18 protein-coding genes are annotated in these 20,759 nt (G+C 53.3%); 7 read left to right on the top strand and 11 right to left on the bottom strand.

The window, feature by feature from the left end; genetic code table 11:
- Window position 1: 1 nt before the first annotated feature.
- The 4 genes from ACS0RQ_RS12375 to ACS0RQ_RS12360 are packed head-to-tail and all read right to left on the bottom strand — an operon-like array spanning window position 2 to window position 4,667.
- Window positions 2-1,201 (bottom strand): glycoside hydrolase family 53 protein, encoded by a 1,200-nt coding sequence (locus ACS0RQ_RS12375; protein ID WP_271851526.1) that lies wholly within the window; start codon window positions 1,199-1,201, stop codon window positions 2-4.
- 4 nt (window positions 1,202-1,205) lie between these two features.
- Window positions 1,206-2,057, bottom strand: coding sequence for a sugar ABC transporter permease (locus ACS0RQ_RS12370; RefSeq protein ID WP_039078789.1), 852 nt, complete (start codon window positions 2,055-2,057; stop codon window positions 1,206-1,208).
- 10 nt (window positions 2,058-2,067) lie between these two features.
- Window positions 2,068-3,375, bottom strand: coding sequence for a carbohydrate ABC transporter permease (locus ACS0RQ_RS12365; protein ID WP_039078788.1), 1,308 nt, complete (start codon window positions 3,373-3,375; stop codon window positions 2,068-2,070).
- Between the two features lie 56 nt (window positions 3,376-3,431).
- The gene (locus ACS0RQ_RS12360; RefSeq protein WP_039078787.1) at window positions 3,432-4,667 is read right to left on the bottom strand and encodes an extracellular solute-binding protein; all 1,236 of its coding nucleotides are present in this window, start codon (window positions 4,665-4,667) and stop codon (window positions 3,432-3,434) included.
- A gap of 353 nt (window positions 4,668-5,020) precedes the next feature.
- Between ACS0RQ_RS12360 and ACS0RQ_RS12355 the strand changes: the two genes are divergently transcribed.
- From ACS0RQ_RS12355 to galK, 3 genes are all read left to right on the top strand, one after another.
- A complete protein-coding gene (locus ACS0RQ_RS12355; RefSeq protein WP_079498140.1) occupies window positions 5,021-6,130 on the top strand; it encodes an ABC transporter ATP-binding protein in 1,110 nt (369 codons plus the stop codon).
- Window positions 6,131-6,195: 65 nt separating this feature from the next.
- On the top strand, window positions 6,196-7,242 hold the full coding sequence (gene galT, locus ACS0RQ_RS12350) for a galactose-1-phosphate uridylyltransferase (RefSeq protein ID WP_499052493.1): 1,047 nt from the start codon (window positions 6,196-6,198) through the stop codon (window positions 7,240-7,242).
- 2 nt (window positions 7,243-7,244) lie between these two features.
- The gene (galK, locus tag ACS0RQ_RS12345) at window positions 7,245-8,393 is read left to right on the top strand and encodes a galactokinase (RefSeq protein ID WP_108701173.1); all 1,149 of its coding nucleotides are present in this window, start codon (window positions 7,245-7,247) and stop codon (window positions 8,391-8,393) included.
- A 159-nt stretch (window positions 8,394-8,552) separates the two neighbouring features.
- On the opposite strand, the gene ACS0RQ_RS12340 is transcribed toward galK, so the two are convergent.
- The 7 genes from ACS0RQ_RS12340 to ACS0RQ_RS12310 form a co-directional block, all read right to left on the bottom strand.
- Window positions 8,553-9,089: a GNAT family N-acetyltransferase gene (locus ACS0RQ_RS12340; RefSeq protein ID WP_271851983.1), complete on the bottom strand. Its 537-nt coding sequence runs from the start codon at window positions 9,087-9,089 to the stop codon at window positions 8,553-8,555.
- A 191-nt stretch (window positions 9,090-9,280) separates the two neighbouring features.
- Window positions 9,281-10,204, bottom strand: coding sequence for a DMT family transporter (locus ACS0RQ_RS12335; RefSeq protein WP_271851982.1), 924 nt, complete (start codon window positions 10,202-10,204; stop codon window positions 9,281-9,283).
- A 60-nt stretch (window positions 10,205-10,264) separates the two neighbouring features.
- Window positions 10,265-11,284: an iron-containing redox enzyme family protein gene (locus ACS0RQ_RS12330; RefSeq protein WP_334634298.1), complete on the bottom strand. Its 1,020-nt coding sequence runs from the start codon at window positions 11,282-11,284 to the stop codon at window positions 10,265-10,267.
- Window positions 11,285-11,951: 667 nt separating this feature from the next.
- Window positions 11,952-12,689 (bottom strand): ankyrin repeat domain-containing protein, encoded by a 738-nt coding sequence (locus ACS0RQ_RS12325; protein WP_334634295.1) that lies wholly within the window; start codon window positions 12,687-12,689, stop codon window positions 11,952-11,954.
- Window position 12,690: 1 nt separating this feature from the next.
- On the bottom strand, window positions 12,691-14,115 hold the full coding sequence (locus tag ACS0RQ_RS12320; RefSeq protein ID WP_334634293.1) for a Tle-like phospholipase domain-containing protein: 1,425 nt from the start codon (window positions 14,113-14,115) through the stop codon (window positions 12,691-12,693).
- Between the two features lie 388 nt (window positions 14,116-14,503).
- A complete protein-coding gene (locus ACS0RQ_RS12315; protein WP_334634291.1) occupies window positions 14,504-14,710 on the bottom strand; it encodes a DUF6434 domain-containing protein in 207 nt (68 codons plus the stop codon).
- Window positions 14,711-14,733: 23 nt separating this feature from the next.
- Window positions 14,734-15,672, bottom strand: a complete 939-nt coding sequence (locus ACS0RQ_RS12310; RefSeq protein WP_334634289.1) for an alpha/beta hydrolase — start codon at window positions 15,670-15,672, stop codon at window positions 14,734-14,736.
- A 256-nt stretch (window positions 15,673-15,928) separates the two neighbouring features.
- Here ACS0RQ_RS12310 and ACS0RQ_RS12305 point away from each other — a divergent pair, with 256 nt between their 5' ends.
- The 4 genes from ACS0RQ_RS12305 to ACS0RQ_RS12290 are packed head-to-tail and all read left to right on the top strand — an operon-like array spanning window position 15,929 to window position 20,652.
- Window positions 15,929-16,201 (top strand): YtcA family lipoprotein, encoded by a 273-nt coding sequence (locus ACS0RQ_RS12305; RefSeq protein ID WP_041851459.1) that lies wholly within the window; start codon window positions 15,929-15,931, stop codon window positions 16,199-16,201.
- A 6-nt stretch (window positions 16,202-16,207) separates the two neighbouring features.
- The gene (mdtN, locus tag ACS0RQ_RS12300) at window positions 16,208-17,236 is read left to right on the top strand and encodes a multidrug transporter subunit MdtN (RefSeq protein WP_334634284.1); all 1,029 of its coding nucleotides are present in this window, start codon (window positions 16,208-16,210) and stop codon (window positions 17,234-17,236) included.
- 9 nt (window positions 17,237-17,245) lie between these two features.
- The gene (locus tag ACS0RQ_RS12295; RefSeq protein WP_334634281.1) at window positions 17,246-19,189 is read left to right on the top strand and encodes an FUSC family protein; all 1,944 of its coding nucleotides are present in this window, start codon (window positions 17,246-17,248) and stop codon (window positions 19,187-19,189) included.
- Window positions 19,186-20,652 (top strand): MdtP family multidrug efflux transporter outer membrane subunit, encoded by a 1,467-nt coding sequence (locus tag ACS0RQ_RS12290; protein ID WP_334634279.1) that lies wholly within the window; start codon window positions 19,186-19,188, stop codon window positions 20,650-20,652. Before ACS0RQ_RS12295 ends, ACS0RQ_RS12290 begins: the two co-directional genes overlap by 4 nt.
- The last annotated feature ends 107 nt before the right edge of the window (window positions 20,653-20,759 follow it).

Raw genomic sequence — 20,759 nt, 5'->3', positions numbered from 1 at the left:
GTTAATTAAATACTTTTACCGAAGGCAGCACTTTTCCCTGACAATCAAACAATGCCTGGTTTTCCCGTGCATTTCCCTCTTTCCATTTGTCGTTGATATAGTTCATTCCCGCCTGTGTCGCCCAGGTATTTCCGGGGACCGCAATCCAGGTCGGCTCCCAATAAAAAATACCCTTGCCGCGATGGCTCTGAACATTGATAACCGACTGCATTAAATCGTGGATATAGTCATATTGCCCCTGCACGGTGCCTGGGTAGCCGCCCGCTTTCTCTTCTTTTTCCTGGAAGCTATTTTCGGCGTTATCGCAGTTGGCCAGCGTATAGGCGTAAGCCGCTTCCACCACAATCACATCTTTGTTGTAGCGTTTGCTGATGTCGTCCATATTGGCCTGCAACGCGCTGATCGGCCCGTTCCAGTAGGTGTACATCGACAGGCCAATCACATCGAACGGCACATTGCGTTTCGTGATTTCATCAAACCACCAGCGGAAGGTATCGTTTTTGGTGCCTTCGGCCAGGTGCAGCATAATCTTCACCTGTTCGCCGTTTTTCAGATTCTCCTTGAGCCCGTCAATGGCGGAATTAAGTAGCCCTGCCAGCCGGTCAAACTCACCGCCACCCTGCCCCCAGCTTTTGCCTTCCGGCCACAGGATACCGGAGTTAATTTCATTGCCGATTTGCACCATATCCGGCAACACGCCCTCCTGTTTAAAGCGGGCAATGGTGTCACGGGTATAGTCATGGATCGCGGTTTTTAGCTGCGGATAATCCATTTTTTCCCAGGCTTTCGGTTTGAATTGTTTGCCCGGATCGGTCCAGAAATCACTGTAGTGGAAATCGAGCAGCAACTTCATGCCCTGCGCTTTCGCGCGTTTTGCCAGCGCGAGCGTGGTCGCCAGATCATTATCGCCCCCGCCGTATGCCTGGCCTTGAGCGTCCTTCGGATCGACCCACAAACGCAGACGCACATAGTTCACGCCATTGGCTTTCAGGATAGCGAGCGCATCCTGCGGCTGATTCTTGTCGTTATAAAACTTCGCCCCGTGCTTTTCGGCATCCAGCAGCGTTGAGATATCTGCCCCTTTAATAAAGTCGGCAGGCATGCCGCTGAACGGGCGCGTCTTTAACGCGTCGGCGGCAAAAGAACTGGCGGACAAACTACAGAGACAAACAGCAAGCAGAGCGGGTGTAAATCTTTTCATGTGGTTATCCTTTAGTGCTGCCGGAGGTCAGGCCGGAGACGAAGTATTTTTGTAAGGCAAGGTAGAGAATGGCCACCGGCACGGCGATCAATACCGCGCCCGCCGCGTAGGTGGTGTAACTGGCCCCCATTTTTTGTGCCACCAGGTTGTACAGACCAATCGGCAGCGTGTATTTGTCCGGGGTGCGTAAAATGGTGCTGGAGAGAATGAAATCCCCCAGCGGCCCGGTGAAGGAGAACAGCGCCACGACCGCCACAATCGGCTTTGACAGCGGCATGATTATCTCGATAAAGATGCGGAAGTTGCTGGCACCGTCCATGCGGGCCGATTCGTCCAGGTCGCGCGGAATGGCATCGAGATACCCCTTCATCAGATAAGTATTCATCGGGATCATCCCGGCAACGTAGATCAGCACCAGCGCCATATGACTGTTAATCAGCCCCAGCAGTTGCGACAGCACGAAGATGGCGATGAGCGCAGAGAACTGCGGGATCATCTGCAACAACAAAAACAGCATCAGGCCATTCTGCCGCCCTTTAAAACGGAAGCGCGAAAAGGCGTACGCGGTAAAGCTGACGCTGATTAAGGTCAATATCATGGTCAGCAGGCTGATCTTCATTGAATTCCAGTACCAGGTCAGGTAGTTCACCTGGCCGTTAAACAGATCGGCATAGTGCTGGAACGAGAGGTTCTCCGGGATTATCGATGTGCTGAGCAGGCTGTTACCGGCGTTCAGCGAGGCACCGACCGTCCATACCAGCGGATAGATAATGACAAGCGATACCAGCACGATAACCAGCCAGGAGAGCGACAGGCGGATCCACTTTTCGCGGCGGATACTTTGTGATTTAGCCATTTTTCTTCCCTTATGCCATGTCGTCGTTTTTAAAGGATTTGGTGGCACGGAACTGCCACAACGCCAGGCCGACAACAAAAATCGACAGCAAAATAGTGATGGTCGCGGCAATCGCATACTGCGATGAGGACATCGTCAGCTTGTAGATCCATGAAACCAGGATATCGGTGCCCCCGGCGTTCGCCCCTGCCACCGCCGGGCCGCCGTTGTTAAACAGGTAGATAATGTTGAAATTATTAAAGTTAAAGGTGTACTGGGTGATGATGATTGGCGCGATCGAATAGAGCACCAGCGGCAGCGTAATCGTGCGTAACCGGGTCCAGGTGCTGGCACCGTCCATCTTCGCCGCCTCGTACAGATCATCAGGAATGGCCTGCAATACCCCGGTGGTCATGGCAAAGACAAACGGGAAGCCGAGCCAGGTTTGCATCATGATCAGCGCCGTCTTCGTCCAGAAGGGATCGGTAAGCCACGCTTTCGGCGCAATACCAAAGAAAGCCAGAATAGCGTTGTTAATCACGCCAAAGGAGTCATTAAACATCCCGGCAAAGACCAGAATGGTGACAAAACCCGGCACCGCCCACGGCAGAATAAAAATGGTGCGTACCAGGGGCTTAAACCGCAGATCTTTCTGATTGACCAGAATCGCCAGCAGTACGCCAACGGTGCATTGCAGAGTGGTTGCCAGCAGCGTCCAGACCACCGTCCACTGCAACACATCAAGAAACGTCGAGCGCCAGATCGAGAGGGTAAAAATATTGACGAAATTCTTTAATCCCACCCAGTCCACCAGTTTGGCGGGCGGCGTGTGGTAGAGGTTGTAATTGGTAAAGGCAATGGAGAAGCCGAACAGAATCGGGAAAATCACCACAAACACCAGCAGAATAAAGCCGGGGGTGATCATCAGATAGGGAAACCCATCGCTGAGCAGCATTTGATACTGCTTGCGCACGCTATTAAGCGGCTTACCTTCATCGCGCTTTTTACCGTTAATCCATGCATCGCGCAGCGACAGATACCAGACCATCACGCCAAAGGCGATGATCAACAGGCTGATGATCCCTTCCGCCAGTAAAAAGATGGAGTTATCACGCGGCACCTCTTCGCCAAGGGTATATAACCCCCAGAGTCCTTCGCGCAGAAAATCATAGAAAATGCCGGTAAAACTGCTCAACAGTACAAGGAAGATAAGGCCTTTTAGCCACTGACGGTGATAGAACTGACCAAAGCCCGGCACGATGGCCAGCAGCAGCCCGCACCACGCATGACGCCCTGCACCTTGCGTTTTGGCAAAATTCTCGCTGGGACTGATAATCACGTACGACTCCTTTTCGACAACGGGAGGTTGCCCTCCCGTTCTGCTACAACAAGCGGTTACTGGTTACTGGCCTGCATGGCTTCAACTTGCATATGGATCTGTTTGGTGGCGGCATCAAGCGCGGCCTGCGGCTCCTGCTTGCCGGTCAGGCTCAGCTCCAGCGCCGCGTTTGCCGGCCCCCAGACTTCGCCCATCTCCGGGATGCCCGGCATGGCCGTTGCGCGCGCGGCCTGCACCGCGACCGCACTGGCTTTCTCGTCGTTTTTGATCATCGGATCGTCAATCATCGCTTTCTGCGCCGGGATCTCGCGGGTAGCGATATAGCGCGTTTTCACGTACTGCGGCTGGTTGATAAATTCGAGAAATTGCTGCGCCAGTTGCTTATCTTTACTCCAGGTGGAGACCACATAGCCTTTTACGCCCAGGAAAGAACTCATGGGTTTGCCATCCGGCAGATTTGGCAGCGGCACCACGCCGTAGTTAACGCCAGCGGCCTCATACGGCTGGAAAGCCCACGGGCCGTTAATCACCGCCGCGGCTTTTTTCTCGGTAAACAGTGAATCAATGGCGTTCAGCCCGTTATCACCGAGGATCCCCGACGGGAAGACCCCTTCGCTGTAGAATTTTTTCAGGAAAGTGACCGCTTCCACCGCGCCGGGTTTATTCAGACCGATATCTTTCGGGTTGAAGCCGCCCTTGTCGTTTTTCCCGAACAGGTAGCCGCCCATCGGACCGATAGCGCCCCAGCTGTAATAGATTTGGTCAAACTTGGCCAACAGACCGTATTTATTCTGCTCACGCTGTTTCTTCGAGTAGTCGAGCCACTCCGGCAGGCTTTGCAGCGGTTTGTCGATGAGGTCTTTGTTGTAAATCAGCACCAGCGTTTCGACCGCTTTCGGCACGCCGTACAGCGTGTTGTCCAGACGGAAGGCGTTGATGGAAGCCGGGGTAAAGGCGTCAACCTTTTCTTTGTCCAGATTCAGGGGGGCCAACAGCCCTTGCACAACCGCGCCACCCAATTGATCATTGGGGATGACCAGCACATCCGGCCCGATGCCTGCCGGGCCATCCAGGCGTAATTTTTCCAGTTGCTGCGCGTAGGGCATCTCCTGAACATTCACTTTAACGTCGTACTTTTGCTCAAAGTCTTTGACGGCGTCCTGAATACCAACGGACTTTTTAATGTCTTCCCAGACGTTAAGCTGCTTTGTTGCCGCATGCGCCGACAGGCTAATAAGCTGGCCGGCAGCCAGTGCAGAGAGGATCAGTGCGGTAAGTGTTCTCTTTTTCATTATCACCCTCATGTCAAGGTATAACATTTTAGTGGTTTTCATGGTGCGACATCCGATGAGACAACGTTAAAATCACCTGATATCACTGGGGTTAAAACGTATTCATGCGCTCAATTCGATTTGTTATACGTTACGCTTGAGTGACTAACAAAACGAGAATTAACTGTCAGTTGTGTGACAGACACAACAGAAATGGAAATTCGATATAGGGCGCTAAAACACTGGAAGTTATAGTCTGAGCATGAATTTTCGCGGTTGAGCAAGCCTGTCGCCTGATTGTTATACGTAAAACAAAAGCATCCGACAACGCGCTTATCGCTGCACATAACGGCTACTAATTTCGGGGAACGTTGATGTCCAATATACGACTGAGGAATGTCACCAAGCGCTTTGGCGACACGGTGACGCTGAACAATGTGAATCTGTCGATTGAAGACGGTGAGTTTGCCGTGTTTGTCGGCCCTTCCGGCTGCGGTAAATCGACCATGCTGCGCATGATTGCTGGCCTGGAAGAGGTCAGCGAAGGGGAAGTCCTGATTGGCGACGAGGTGATGAACGATGTCGCCCCCGCCCATCGCGGCGTGTCAATGGTGTTCCAGTCTTACGCGCTCTATCCACATATGACCGTGGCGGAAAACATGGGGTACGGCCTGAAGGTCAATAAAGTCCCGAAGGAGGAAATTCGCCGTCAGGTAGAGATGGTCGCCACAACCTTACAGCTCAGCCATCTGCTGGACAGAAAACCGAAACAGCTCTCCGGCGGTCAACGCCAGCGCGTGGCGATTGGCCGCGCGATTGTGCGCAACCCGCGCGTGTTTATGTTTGATGAACCGCTCTCCAACCTCGATGCCGAACTGCGCGTCGAGATGCGTCTGCATATCGCCCGCCTGCACCAGGAGCTGAAAACCACCATGGTGTATGTCACCCACGATCAGGTAGAAGCGATGACGCTGGCCGATAAAATCGTGGTAATGAATTACGGCAATATTGAGCAGATGGGCTCGCCAATGGCGCTCTATTACAACCCGAAAAACCGCTTTGTCGCCGGGTTTATCGGCTCGCCGAAAATGAATTTCCTGCCTTCGACAGTACAAGCATGGCAGCCTGGCGAGTTGACGGTAACGCTCGCTCAGGGGCACACATTAACGCTGGCAATCACTACGTCGCCTCTTGAACCTGGCGCGGAAGTCACGCTGGGGATACGCCCGGAACATCTCTCTACGGATGTCACGCGCGGCACGCAACTGGAGTTCCAGTGCGAAGTGGTGGAGCGACTCGGCAACAATACCTATCTCTTCGGCCAGTGCTATGGTCACGACAACATTAAAATCCTCCTCCCCGGCGATGTGCACTTCCGCCCATGGCAAAAAATCACACTCGCGTTTGACAGCCAGCACTGCATGATTTTTGACAATGACGGGCTGCGTGTCAGCAAAGATATTGCCCTGCCAAACCATGAATAAACACGCGGCAACATCCGCACAGTCGGTTACCCCTCTTCGGAGGGGGCTTTTAAACAAGGTCACTCATGATGCAATTTAATCCGGTCGATCACCCGCATCGCCGTTACAACCCGCTGACCGATCAATGGGTTCTGGTGTCGCCGCACCGCGCCAAACGCCCCTGGCAGGGGGCTCAGGAAACCCCGGCGAAACAGACCCTGCCGGCCCATGACCCGGACTGTTTTTTGTGTCCGGGGAACACGCGCGTCACCGGCGATAAAAACCCCGATTACCCCGGCACCTATGTCTTCACCAATGACTTTGCGGCACTGATGACCGACACGCCGGATGCGCCGCAAAGCAGCGATCCGCTGATGCGCAGCCAGAGCGCGCGCGGCACCAGCCGCGTTATCTGCTTCTCGCCGGATCACAGCAAAACGCTGCCGGAACTGAGCCTGAGCGCGCTGGAGACGGTGGTGAAAACCTGGCAGGAACAGACCGCCGATCTGGGCCGTACTTACCCGTGGGTTCAGGTTTTTGAGAACAAAGGCGCGGCCATGGGCTGCTCGAACCCGCACCCGCATGGCCAGGTGTGGGCCAACAGCTTTCTGCCCAATGAAGCCGAACGCGAAGACCGTCTGCAGAGCGACTATTTCCGCCAGTACGGCTCCCCCATGCTGGTGGATTACGCCGGACGCGAGCGCCAGGACGGCAGCCGCACCGTCGTTGAGACCGAACACTGGCTGGCCGTGGTGCCCTACTGGGCGGCCTGGCCGTTTGAAACGCTGCTGTTACCCAAAGCGCATATCCGGCGGATCACCGACTTAACCGACGCGCAGCGTGGCGACCTGGCGCTGGCCCTTAAGCTACTGACCAGCCGCTACGATAACCTGTTTCAGTGCTCCTTCCCCTACTCGATGGGCTGGCACGGGGCCCCCTTCACCCAACAGGATCAGAGCCACTGGCAGTTGCACGCGCATTTTTACCCGCCGTTATTACGCTCCGCCACGGTACGTAAGTTTATGGTCGGTTATGAAATGCTGGCTGAGACGCAGCGTGACCTGACGGCAGAACAGGCGGCCGAACGTCTGCGCGCGGTCAGCGATATTCATTTCCGCGAATCCGGAGTTTAACCATGAGTCTGAAAGAGAAAACACAGTCCCTGTTTGCTGAAAAATTTGGCTACCCTGCCACTCACACTATCCAGGCGCCGGGGCGCGTAAACCTGATCGGCGAACATACCGATTATAACGACGGGTTTGTGCTGCCCTGTGCCATCGATTACCAGACTGTGATCAGTTGTTCACCGCGTCAGGATCGTACCGTGCGCGTTATCGCCGCCGATTACGACAACCAGCAGGATGAATTCTCACTCGACGCCCCCATTGTGACCCACCCTTCACAGCAGTGGTCAGACTATGTGCGTGGCGTGGTGAAACATCTGCAAAAGCGTGACAACAGCTTTGGCGGCGCGGATCTGGTGATCAGCGGTAACGTGCCGCAGGGCGCGGGCCTGAGCTCGTCCGCCTCACTGGAAGTGGCGGTCGGCACCGTGTTTCAGCAGTTGTACCACCTGCCGCTGGACGGCACGCAAATCGCCCTGAACGGCCAGGAAGCGGAAAACCAGTTTGTCGGCTGTAACTGCGGCATTATGGACCAGCTTATCTCGGCGCTGGGTAAAAAAGGCAGCGCGCTGCTGATCGACTGCCGTTCGCTGGGCAGCAGGGCGGTCTCCATGCCGGAGGGCGTCTCCATCGTCATCATTAACAGTAATTTTAAACGCACCCTGGTGGGCAGCGAGTACAACACCCGTCGTGAGCAGTGCGAAACCGGCGCGCGTTTCTTCCAGCAAAAAGCGCTGCGTGACGTGAATATCGATCAGTTCAACGCCGTCGCGCACGAACTGGACCCGGTGGTTGCCCGCCGCGTCCGCCACGTGCTGACCGAAAATGCGCGTACCGTGGAAGCCGCCAGCGCGCTGGAAAAAGGCGACCTGCAGCGTATGGGCGTCCTGATGGCGGAATCCCATGCCTCCATGCGTGATGATTTCGAAATCACCGTACCGCACATCGACACTCTGGTGGAGATCGTGAAAAACACCATCGGCGATAAAGGCGGCGTGCGCATGACCGGCGGCGGATTTGGCGGCTGCGTGGTCGCGCTGGTGCCGGAAGCGCTGGTGCCTGCGGTGAAAGAGGCCGTTGCGGCACAGTACGAAGCTAAAACCGGTATTAAAGAAACCGTCTATGTCTGTAAGCCTTTGGCGGGCGCGGGACTGGCTTAAAAACACGCAGCGAAAGGATTCGTATCTTTTGATACGTACAAGCGTATTCAGGGAGATATGTACTCATCACCTTTGCAGCCTTTCGGGAAATGTTCCCGGAAGGCATTCCTCAGACGGCGTTAGCCCCCGCGTCACACTCAGATCAGGCGTTAATCCAGACTATTTTGAATTACTCAGCCATTCATCCACGGTGAGTGAAAACAGAAGGCTTGGCGGCGCATCGTTAACATCATAAATGTCTTTGATATAGCGTAGCCCTGCTTTCTCGAGCACCTTGCGCGACGCCAGATGGTTTTGTCTTACGACAGCGGAAATCTCGGTAAACGCGATATTTTCAAATCCATATCTCAGCGCATAGGTTGCAAATTCTGTGGCCAGGCCTTTTCCCCATGCGTCAGTGGAGAATCGATAGCCAAGGTTATTAATCATAATATCGTCGTAACTTCGAATGCTCAGCCCGCCAAAACCAATGATTTTTTCAGGACGATCGCGCAGTGATATTGCCCAGTTTCCGAACCCGTGAGTGTGCCAATGGTCGAGCCAGCGAATGAGCACCGCTTTTGCATAATCAATGTCCGGGTATGGCCCGGCGGGGTTAAATGTGTTCGTCGCCGGATCACCATAAATCCTGAACAGATCGGCGACGTCTGATGCCAGGACAGGACGCAGAGATAAGCGGGATGTTTCAACGTGCAAATTAGACTCCTGAGATGTCATTGCGAGTACTCTGACTTAGGGATCTCTGATTTAAGCACACTTTTGTTTTGACGTTATCGCATTGATGCGGGGCGGGATATGTTCGCAATTCGCTCATAGCAGACCAGACCGCGCTTCGGCCTGTCTGCTTCGTGCCAGAACTTACCCGGCGTATCTGTGGCGCTGCAATCTTATGAGCGCTCACTCTGATGTTCGGGGCGGTTATTGACGGAATGTCGGGACGAACAGCAGACGATACCGGAGACAATCAGAACCAGTGTGACGATATGGTAGCTGTGTAGTTCATTGCCCAGAAATACGACGCCCATAATACCGCCGGAGACAGGGATGAGATGGGTGTAAATCTCACTTCGGGTAGTACCAATCAGCGATACGCCTTTATTCCAGAACACATATGACAGCCATGACGGGAAGATAATCAGATAAAGGATACCGATGATAACAGAGGGTGACACACTATAAATAACGCCCCGATACGCCTCTGCAAACGCGGCATGGAGAATAAACATCGGTACGAGTATTACAGTACCCAACAGGGAACTGAAAGCGACAAAGGATGTATTTGTTACCGTGGTGTCTTTAAAACGCAGAAATGCGCAGTAAAACGCCCAGCTCAACGCGGAAATAATGGTCAGCACATCCCCCAGGCCAAAAGCCTGCATCCGCCCGTTACCGCTGGCACTGGAAAATGCGAGGTATAGCACCCCCACCGTACTGGCCACGACACCCGCAATATTGCGCGCTGAAATGTATTCACGGAAAAGAAAATGGTTAATAAGCAGAACGAGGCAGGGTGTGCTGGAAATATAGATAGCTGCGTTAAGGGAAGTTGTGTACTGAAGGCCTATGTATAAACTGAGCGGGAAACAGACCTGCCCCAGGAAAGAGAGGAGAATGTTTATGCGAATATGCTTTCGCATCGAGGCGAAATCGACGCAGAATCGCTTCCAGTAAAACGAAAGCATCAGCAGGGTTGTCCCTCCCCAGCGGATCAGACTCAGCCCGTAGGGGTCAACGTACTGAACCAGTATATGCCCCACAACATAGTTTCCACCCCAAAAAATGGCGGCCAGCGCCAGCAGTAAGTAAGCCACACATCCACTCCTGTTCAGCATAATCAAAAACCCGGAGATCCCTCCGGGCCAATATCATCATCAGAGTTGCATCAATTTCTGCATCAGTTGATCGTAATAGCGCTCCGCGGTCCGCAGCCTCAGTAAACTGCCGAGATAGAACTCCCGGCGGGTCTCAGGGTACTTCCCGGCAATCACATCAATGACGTTATAAAGCCAGTCATCCCCGTGTTTGATATCAATGGTGATATGTTCCGTATAATATTTCACATCACGATCGATAAGGCCCAGACGCAGACACCCATTTACCAGTTTTTCATACTGGGGCGGATCCAGCACCTCCGTCATAGCCATTACCCCAAGCAGTTTGTAATAGTGGCTTCGGTTAACAGAACCGATCATGAAGGCATTATGTCCGGCCAGTGCTTCTGCCCCGTACATGTCGATATAATGGTTTTCTGGCAGTTTTATATCCTGCCGCGCCAGCACATCCTTATAGAGATTGACATGCGTAAACACATTGTCACCATGCCCTATTTCATCCCACAGGTTTTCACTGATAGTACCGCGGGTTTCCGGCTGGGAGCCAATCAGCGTATAGGCAACCAGATCAAAGAAAATCAGATTGAGTGCGCTGTCGCTTTTGAAGAAATAATAGAGTTGCTCCGTTGAAGCATCCTTTTCCAGAAACTCAAAAAGGGGGTGATGCGAAGCATTATGTGCATGCCACACCGTTTTTAAAAAATCACCATAACGCGGGGCTGAATTCACCTCTTCGGGTAGAGAAAGTTGCCCGAACTCATGTTCCAGCCATTCATTCTCGATGGTTCTTTTAATTTCCAGCAGCGCCGGGTCGTACTGCCGGGATGCAGGGGCGGAGAGCGGATGAGCCAGAACACTCTGGTAAATAATAAAAAGGGCATGCTGGGCAATTTTCTGGTCCGCAACTGCGCCCTGATGATAGGCCCGGTGCGTTATGTCACGCAGTTTTTCGCTATCTGGTGTTTTATTCGTTTCACCATTGATATAGCTGAGCAGGCTCTGCGTGAAACCATACATATCTTCTTTAAAAGCCGGTTCGATCCTACGGATATTAAACATGCTGATTTCCTTTGTTATTAGGCACGCTAATTTTGTGGTTATCAGCAGGGCAAGTTTTGTGATGCAGATCACACTAAAAAAGCATATATTTTAACAATAAAAGCCTTTTAGATTGCCGCTTACCTGGTATTGTTTTTCATGAAATGTTCAGCGAATAATAATATTCTTGTCATCAGATGGCAGAGCCATTGTTTTATGATGTTTATAATTTTTCGCTAACGGCAGAATAAAATAACCGCGTAAAGTTCGAAGGGAATTTCGCAATTTGATGAGCCAAATTTTGATTGTAATTAATGGCAAAATAACAATATCAGTACTACGTTATTAAATTCTGATCGTAAAAGAACGACTATGCTAAATAGACAGATGATTTCCAGCTCGTCCCTTTATGCTGGCCGCTTCGCGCCAAAGCGGATATAAAATTTCTGCTGTACAGAATGAAGCAGAAGCCTGCTTTAGCGGCCATCAGCAAATTTCTGTCATCTGCGAAAGTGACTGTTTTATCACCTGAAACGAACCATGTTCTTCAATTTGTTCAGACAATTCAGAGCCGCGCGCATTATCCCTTAACTGGCATTTCCCGGACACGGCCTGAGTGCATGTGGCGCAGGCTCTGTCCTTTAAGTTCCAGAGCCTTATATAGCCTCTTAACACGCTTTCCAATATATCATTGAGACATGCTGTTAAGCTTTTCTTTTAATTTCAACAAATTATCGTAATACTCCCCGCCTTTCTTAACCCTCTGAAGTTCAAAATCGACCATCTGCCTGAAGGAGCGACCCTGCTTATTCACCGGGTTGGGATCAGCACCGTTGTCCAGCAGAAAAAAAACCTTCTCAAATTCGGATCTAAAAAAAGCCTCGACAAGTGGCGTTTGGCCTAAGGAGTCTCGTGTATTGATATCGGCTCCCCGCTTGATTAGCAGCGCCAGAGGTGAATTATTTGTTGATTTAATTGCCGAGAAAATAAGGGCCTCATGATACACCTTATCCCTGGCGTTAGGATCCAGCCCACCATCGAGCATCGCCTTCAGCCAGATGTCCTTGTCAGCTTTTGCGGTAATTTCAGCAGGGCTACCCGGCATATTCATTTGCGGCTGTAGAGGATCTGCTCCCGCGCGAACCAAATCCGTTATGATCTGCAATCGCTCAGGAGGGTTATTATTGTAAAAAGACTCATTCATTGCGAAAAATAAAAGTGTCAGCTCCTCGGCTCCCGGGCTATTAAGATCAGTATTTTTCGCCAGATGGAGAATGGCCTCACGATCTGCCGCCTGGATAGCCTTAGCCAAAACCAGTTGCGAACCCGTAAAATATTTTTCCGGTTCTATTTTTTTCATATCATTGCACGCCGATAAAAGAACAAACAGAAAAGAAAAAAGAATCGCGGATGCGATTTTTTTCACGCTAAACCCTGCTTTTAATGATTCCAATGTCCTCGTCCTTCTGCGCTTCGATACAGTCAATGACCTGTGTCATGCTATGCTTGTCCATTATGCTTCCGGTGCCGCCAGCAAGTCCGACGGTTTTACCTATCGCATTAGGGATCATATTTGAAATGCCTACCTTCGCTGCAAAAAGAGACATATCATAATTCGCATCAATCAGGTCTGTAATACTCACTTCTTGAACTTTAGTCAGCACCTCACCATTGACTCTGTAGGCAGTTATCGCAGAACCATCCCCTATAATCTGACCACCATATTTCTCAACCGTACCGCTGTTCAGCCCTGCGGCATTGAATGTCCATGTTGACTTGCCGCTGGCAACTCCGGCAGCTGAAGCCAATCCTCCGCCAAGGGAGTGACCTGCAATATCCACATTACTGCCAGTTTGAGCAATGCTCTTACCGATTTGGACCGCATTTTTATAATAAGTCGAGTTCAAACCCATTCCCTGGGCACCATTATTGCCCCAGTCAGCCATTTTCTCCGGGCGGGTCCCCCGAAAAACAACCGTCGGTTTCATATCACTTCCAAATACATAATCGTCCGGTGCATAAACGCGGGCAATAAAATCGGGATCGACAGGGCCATCCGAGAGCATTGATGACTTAAGCCCGATTGCGGATAGCGCTTGCTCATCATTACTGATATCAATCCACCCTTCAGGCACATCCGGCATGGTTTCAAGCGCATTTATCGGTTGCCCGGCACGGCCATAGACATTCTGAGCAAGTTTTGCTTTTTCGACTGCGATATTATTCTCAGCAAGCCGGTTAGCGGCGGTCTGCGCATCAGGATACACACTACGCTGGCCTTTACTGATGAGATTTTTTCTCGCCTGCCAACGTTCAGCTTTTGTGAGTGGGCGGTCAGGCTCATTTATTCGACTACTACGGCCACCGCCAGCACTGGGTTCTTCACCTCGCATAGCTGAATCAGCACGCCTAAGTTGACGTTGACTTAGAGGAATGTCTGTTGGCGCGGGACGATTACCGAATGTGCTGACCATTTCTTCATATCGACGGATGATAGAGCTAACCGGATAGGCATCAGGCAGCGTCGTAGCATGAAGTTGAAGGCATCCCTCATTATCAATGAAGAACAGAGCGACCGCGGGCGACCACAAACCAAAGCGATCATCAATAGCCACCATAATGCCACGCTCAAGCTCCACTGTGGCAACAGTACGGATGTCCCGACCAGCCTGATAAGGATTTGCTCCACTTTGTGACTGAAATTTATCCTGACGACTTAACATCGAGTTCAGCGAAGAGGGGGGCATCGTTCTGATTCTTTGCACGGCAAGGTCAGGATGGACGATGAAGGGAAAGCGCCATGGAGCAACTTTTTCCTCGAAAATGTAAGTCAATGCCATGTAACTTGTCATGATATTGACTCCTGGAACACATCATTCCATTTACTGGTATGCATTTGTTATCCTTAACAAAAAGGATTGCTTAGCGGGTGGGCATGAAGCCTGCTGGCTCGCAATTTCTAGCCCGGTTCAATACAGAAGTATATAAACTCTTCCAGTTATTTAAAGTACAGGTGCCTAAAGTCGCCTGCCAGGACCAGTGGTTATGTTCACAAGACATCGACGCAATAATAAACGGCAATAAAATCAACTAATTCAGCTATCGTCCTGTAAGTTTTATTGGGAAATTGGTCGACATGGGAGGCGCTGAGTTTTCGCCCCCGTCCTCCATACATGTTCATAACAGACCTGACAATTCTCTAGTCTGTCTGCCTCAGGCGAATAAAAAAATTTTCTTTTATCAACCTTGTCTGCGTTTCCACTCATCGACCACATCACCCAGATTTTTGGGGGTATCATTGCGGATCCAGGCCATGAAATCACGGTCGAAACGGAAGTTTTCCCCGCATTGTTCCATCATGAAACGACGAACGTTTTGCGTGTTTTTGTAGTGTTTATCTATGGCTGTGGAACGGGTGAGCAATGCGCTATGCCAGTCAATTTTCAACGTCCCAACTCCCGGATTGTCTATTAATTAAAAAATGGCAGCTTAGCTTTTGGGTTACCATTATGCGTCAGAAACTGCACAATGGCCTCAACCACCCCGGCCGCCAGGGGAAGCGATGCGTTTGTATAAGCCGCATTATTCTCTTCCCTGTCATCAGAATTCACCGCTTTAAGAACATGGTTTACATCCGGTAAAAGAACAAGGGTTGCTTTCGGGTTGGCTGCCTTAAACTGTCGGGCATCATATTCCGTTACCTGGAGATCGCGTTGCCCCTGTAATACCAGTACAGGTTTAGTAATACGCGCGATCAAATGAACTGGATTAAAGGAAAAAATGTCTATAAGAAACCCCTGCACTGCCGGATAAAATAAATGTTGCACAGCAGGATGCCTGTTCTGAACATTAACATGTCTACCCTGCTCCAGTTCGTTAATAACAAAAAACGCATCGTCCAGCAGAATTGCATTTTGCGGATTGGCTTTAAGCTGTTCTCTTAACACATCCCCCAGCGGGCGCGAAGGTGTTGCGACCAGCATTAAACCATAGACATCAGGTTCCTGCGCCGCCGCCAATGCCACGATCCCCCCCTCACTGTGCCCGAGAAGCCAGATACAGGGGTTTTCCAGACGCTGTTGCAATACCGTTATCCAGGAACGTACGTCTTCTACATAATCACTGATTGTCACAGCATTGGCGTCCGTTATCGCCGCTGAACTGGCAAACATTCCACGCTTATCCACCCGCAACGTTGCGATACCTTTCAATGCCAGATTTTCAGCCAGAAGCCGATACGTTGACGCATTAACCCCAAGCGGATTATTACCATCGCGGTCCGTCGGCCCTGAACCGGGAATAATCAGAATGACCTGTTCTGGCTTCGCACAGGGGCTAAGCAAGGTGCCTTTGAGAGAGTCTTGCGGGCCGGGTGCTTCCAGCAATGTTTCATATATGGTGTTATGCATAGCCAGGTGAGTCATATAAAGTTAGGGTGTAAAAAATACCAACGGCATTTTTTGTAATCCTTTGAATATAGGAATTAAAATGCAGACAATCCATATAGTTTTACTTTTATATTTGTGGTGATGCAAGATGATCACAAAACAATGTAACCAGAGGAAAAGAGACGTTCTGTTTGAGATACCTGATGAGTTTCTTTTCTTTCACAATCAAGGAGATTAAACTCATTTCACCTTAATCCGAGCACTCAGGTATTTCGTCTTGAATCGCATTGTTAAGCTGGCGTGCCCTGCGCTCTTATTTTCGCTATTTACGCTCTCCGGCTGCTCATTATCCCCGGCGATTCCGGTTTTAGGTGCAGCATTTCCCGGCTGGTTCTTCTGCTTATTAGGCGCCGCGCTGTTACTTATTCCCTGCCATATCCTGATTGTGCGTCAAGGATGGCAATCGCGATTTTCTCCACTGGTCTTCAGCTATCTGGCGCTGATGTTCCTGTTCGCCACGATTCTGTGGTTCCTGTTCTTCGTAAACTAGATCCCTATGACCCAATCCCGCTCAAGCGTTATCCGCAAAAAATGGCCCCTGCTGGCGCTCGTTCTCGCCGCGATCGTGGCGCTGATTCTGGTTATCTGGCAGCTACAAACCTCGCCGGAAACCAACGATGCCTACGTTTATGCCGACACCATCGACGTGGTGCCGGAAGTGAGCGGGCGGATCGTCGAAATGCCGATTCGCGACAATCAGCGGGTAAAAAAAGGCGATCTGCTGTTCCGCATCGACCCGCGTCCCTACCAGGCGATGCTTGATGATGCCAAAGCGCGGCTGACCACGCTTGATGCGCAGATTATGCTGACCCAGCGCACGATCAAAGCGCAGGAGTACAACGCGCAGTCGGTCAGTGCCGCCGTTGAACGCGCTAAAGCGCTGGTTAAGCAGACCACCTCTTCACGCATACGCCTTGAGCCACTGGTACCGCAGGGGTTTGCCTCACAAGAAGACCTGGATCAGGCGCGAACGGCCGAAAAAGCGGCGCGCGCCGAACTGGAGGCCACCCTGCTGCAGGCGAAACAGGCTTCCGCGGCCGTGACCGGCGTTGATGCCATGGTGGCGCAGCGTGCGGGGATCCTGGCGCAAATTGCGCTGGCCGAGCTGCATCTCGAATTTACCGAAGTGCGCGCGCCGTTTAACGGCGTGGTGGTGGCGCTGAAAACGACGATCGGCCAGTACGCCTCGGCCCTTAAGCCGGTCTTTACCCTGCTGGATGACGACCACTGGTACGTGGTGGCAAACTTCCGCGAAACCGACTTGCAGAGTGTTCGGCCCGGCGTTCCGGCCAGAATCACCGTAATGACCAACCATGGCCGCACCTTCGAGGGCGTAGTCGACTCGGTCGGCACCGGCGTTCTGCCCGACGGCGGCAGCGTCATTGAAGGCCTGCCGGTCATTCAGAAGAGTATCAACTGGGTCCATGTCTCCCAGCGCTTCCCGGTTAAAATCGCCGTCAAAGATCCCGACCCGAACCTGTTTCGCATGGGCGCTTCCGCCAGCGCTGTTCTCCAGCCGCAATAAGGAGACGGCATGCAAAGCTTGTGGCCGTTTCTGACCCGGGAACTCCGCGATGCGCCGGGGCGGGCGAACTATACCCTGCGCCTGACGCTCAGTTGTGCGGTGCTGATTGTGCTGTTTATGACGCTGCATATTCCCTTCCTCGCCGTGGCGCTGATCGTGGTGTTTTACGTCAGCCAGCCTAACGTCCTGATGATTAAGCTGGTCAGCGTGGTTTTCGTGGTGACCGTCAGCGTCGCCCTGGGTGGCGTACTGCTGATTATCAAGTGGACCTATGACTATCCGCTGATTCGCCTGGTTGCCTCGGTGATCCTGTTCTTCTGTGCGATTTACCTGATGCGGGTCCTCGGCAAGCTGGGGCTGGCGTTTTTCGTGGTGGCGCTGGCAGTCATCTACGCCCAGACCTTCCCGTCGATGACCAGCCAGAGCGAAATTCTGGTACGCCTGCTGCTGTGGCTATGGGTGGCGATTAACACCGCCATTCTGGTGACGCTGCTGGTCAACGCCTGTTTTCAGCAAGCCTTCCCCGGCTATCAGTTTAAAGCCCGGCTGGTGGTCATGCTGCGCCAGACGGCGCGGATTCTTAGCCAACCGGATGGCGGGGCGCCGCAACCCTCCTTTAAAGAGATCGCCGGCCAGTTTAACCAGTTGCAGTCCCTGTACCAGCAGGCCGCGCGCGCCACGCCGGAGATTGCCGCCAGCCCGCAGGCCTGGCAATCGCTGATGGCCGCCGCGCTGCGCTGTTACCATTTGACGGCACTGTTACAGCCGGGCCGCGACCATTCCGATGCGCGCCAGCGGATAGCACGCGAACTGAACGCGCTGGCGGATAATCTGCCCAGCCCCACGGCGGCGGATATTGAGCCGTTGAGGGTCCCACGCGATAGCGATAACAGCGCCATATTGCAGGAGATCGCCAGGGTGCTGGCGCGGCTGGCGCGCGGCGAAACCATCGCGTTACCGCAGGGTGAAGTGGAAAAAGCGCCGCTGCTACTGCCGGACGCGTGGTCCAATCCGGCCTATCTGCACTTTGCCCTGAAAACGCTGCTGGCGACGCTGCTGTGCTACGTTTTCTATACCGCCGCCGACTGGCAGGGCATCCACACCATTATGCTGAGCTGCGTCATTGTCGCCCAGCCGGGTCTGGGCGCTACCCTGCAGAAAACGTGGCTGCGTATCGGCGGCGCGCTGCTGGCGACGCTGATTGCGCTGCTCCTGATCGTCTTTGTGCAGCCCTGGACCGACTCGCTGAGCGGCCTGCTGGCGATGACCCTGCCGGTGTTCGCGCTGGCTGCGTGGATTGCGGCAGGCTCAGAGCGCATCGCCTACGCCGGGATCCAGATAGGTTTTACCTTTGCGCTGGCGTTCCTGAGCTGGTTTGGCCCGCTCAGCAACCTTACCGAACTGCGCGACCGGGTTATCGGTATCCTGCTCGGCGTGCTGGTCTCCTCGATTGTACATCTCTATTTATGGCCGGATAGTGAAGCCCCGCAGCTCAAAGCGCGTCTGGCGCAGCTTTATCGCCTGCTGGCGCAGACCCTCTCCTCAAGCGACGATGAGGTCCAACTGGTACCGCTATTTGCTGCGCTGACCGAGAGCGAAACCTTAATCAACCGGGTAGCCGCCGAGCCGCTGGGAACCTACGCCCACCCGTGGCCGGAAGCCAAAAACTGGCCGGTGCGGGCGACGTTCCATCAGGCGGAAGAGATCCTGCGCCTCAGCGAAGGCTATCGTCTGTACGCCGCGCCGGGGGATACTTTTTTACCCCGCTGCGCCCGGCGGCTTGAAGGCTACGCTGCCGATATCGACGCGCAGCAAACTGCCGTAGAACGCTCTCTGGCGCTTCTCCCGGACCCGGCGAATCCATTTGGCGCGCCGCTGGTCAACGCGCTGGCCGCCCTGCCGGCGTGGCCATTTGCGTCTTCCGATATTCCGCGACAGGCAATGCAATCATGATTAAAACCTCTACTCTCCCGCGCGCCGCGCGATCCCCGGTGTTTGCCTTCGCCCTGACGCTGTTAACCGGGTGCGCATTAATTCAGGACGATCCCGGCCAGGTTCCGCTGGTCAATCCGCAGCAGGCCGAGCTGGCGCAGGTGATCCATCTGGCGAATAGCGGCTGGCCGACGGCGCGCTGGTGGGAAGGCTATCAGGATCCGCAGCTAAATATGCTGGTCAATCGCGCACTGCAGAACTCCCCCACCATGCAGGCGGCGCGGCTGCGTATTTCGCAATCGCAATCCACGGTCGAGCTGGCGCAGTCGGCAATGGGCGTGCAGGCCACCGCCGTGGCGGCGCAAAACCGTCTGCGGGTGACCAATAAACAGTTCACCTGGCCCTACTCCTTCTCTCTTCCAGTGGATAAAAACGGCCCCTGGTACACGCTGAATACGGTTGGTGTCGGGGCGACGCTGAATATCGATTTATGGGGCGCCGACCGCGCCCGCGTTGCCGCCGCGATTGGCGAAAAGAACGCCCGCCAGGCGGAGACTGCCGGCATCGAGCTGGATCTTGCCAGCAGCGTGGCCCAGCTCTATTTCGCGATGCAGGCAACTTTCCAGAAAATCGCATTACTTAATCAGCTGGAGGCCATCGCCAGGCTCTCGGTGCAGGCGCATGAGCATCGTACCGCGCGCGGCGTGGAGGATAGCGTCGATGTCGCCAATGCCCAGGCGGAGCTGCTGGCGGCGCAGCAGCAGGTGATTACGGCGCAGGGGACGCTGACGCAGTATCGGGAAACGCTGCGGGCGCTGATCGGCGCCGATGCGCATAGCATGCCGGAGATTCATCCCGTGGCGCTGCCGGCGCTGCAGGAGACGCTCCCGGACTCGCTCTCGTTTGAGCTGCTGGCCCGCCGCCCGGATCTGCAGGCGCTGCGCGGCTACGTCAGCGCTTCGATGAACCAGGTGGACGCGGCAAAAGCGGCGTTTTACCCGCACTTCGATATCAAAGCCTTCTGGGGCTACAACGCGCTGAGCGTCGGCGATCTGTTTAAGTCCTCATTCCAGCAGATCAACCTGCTGCCGGGGCTCTATTTGCCACTGTTTGACGGCGGGCGCTTAAACGCCAACCTGAAATCGACGCGTACGGCGAGCAATATTTTAATTAAGCAGTACAACCAGGCGGTGCTGGACGCGGTGCGCGACGTGGCGATTAGCTCCAGTCAGTTGAACGATTTGAACCAGCAGGCCGCGCTGCAGCAGCAGAAAGTCGCGGCGGCGATGATGACCACCCGCAGCGCCAGCGCGCACCATCAGCGCGGACTGGTTAGCTACTATGCGGCGCAGGAGGCGCGTCGTCCGGCCATCGCGCAGCAGCTTTTGCTGCTGGATATCGAGGCCCAGCGGCTCAGCACCGATATCACCTTGATTAAAGCCCTGGGCGGCGATTACCGCGGCCCACAGTCTGCCAGACAGTGAAAATGGAAACAGAGACGTTCAGCGCGTGTTTTTATGAGCAGAAATTGCCGTTTTTTTTGGAGCCAATGCGCTCATGGCGGTAAATTTGATAAATCATAAAACTAAGA

Source organism: Phytobacter diazotrophicus (assembly GCF_052061655.1).
GTDB lineage: Bacteria > Pseudomonadota > Gammaproteobacteria > Enterobacterales > Enterobacteriaceae > Phytobacter > Phytobacter diazotrophicus.
Note: the sequence above shows the minus strand (reverse complement) of the source record. Positions and strands in the feature narration are given on the sequence as shown.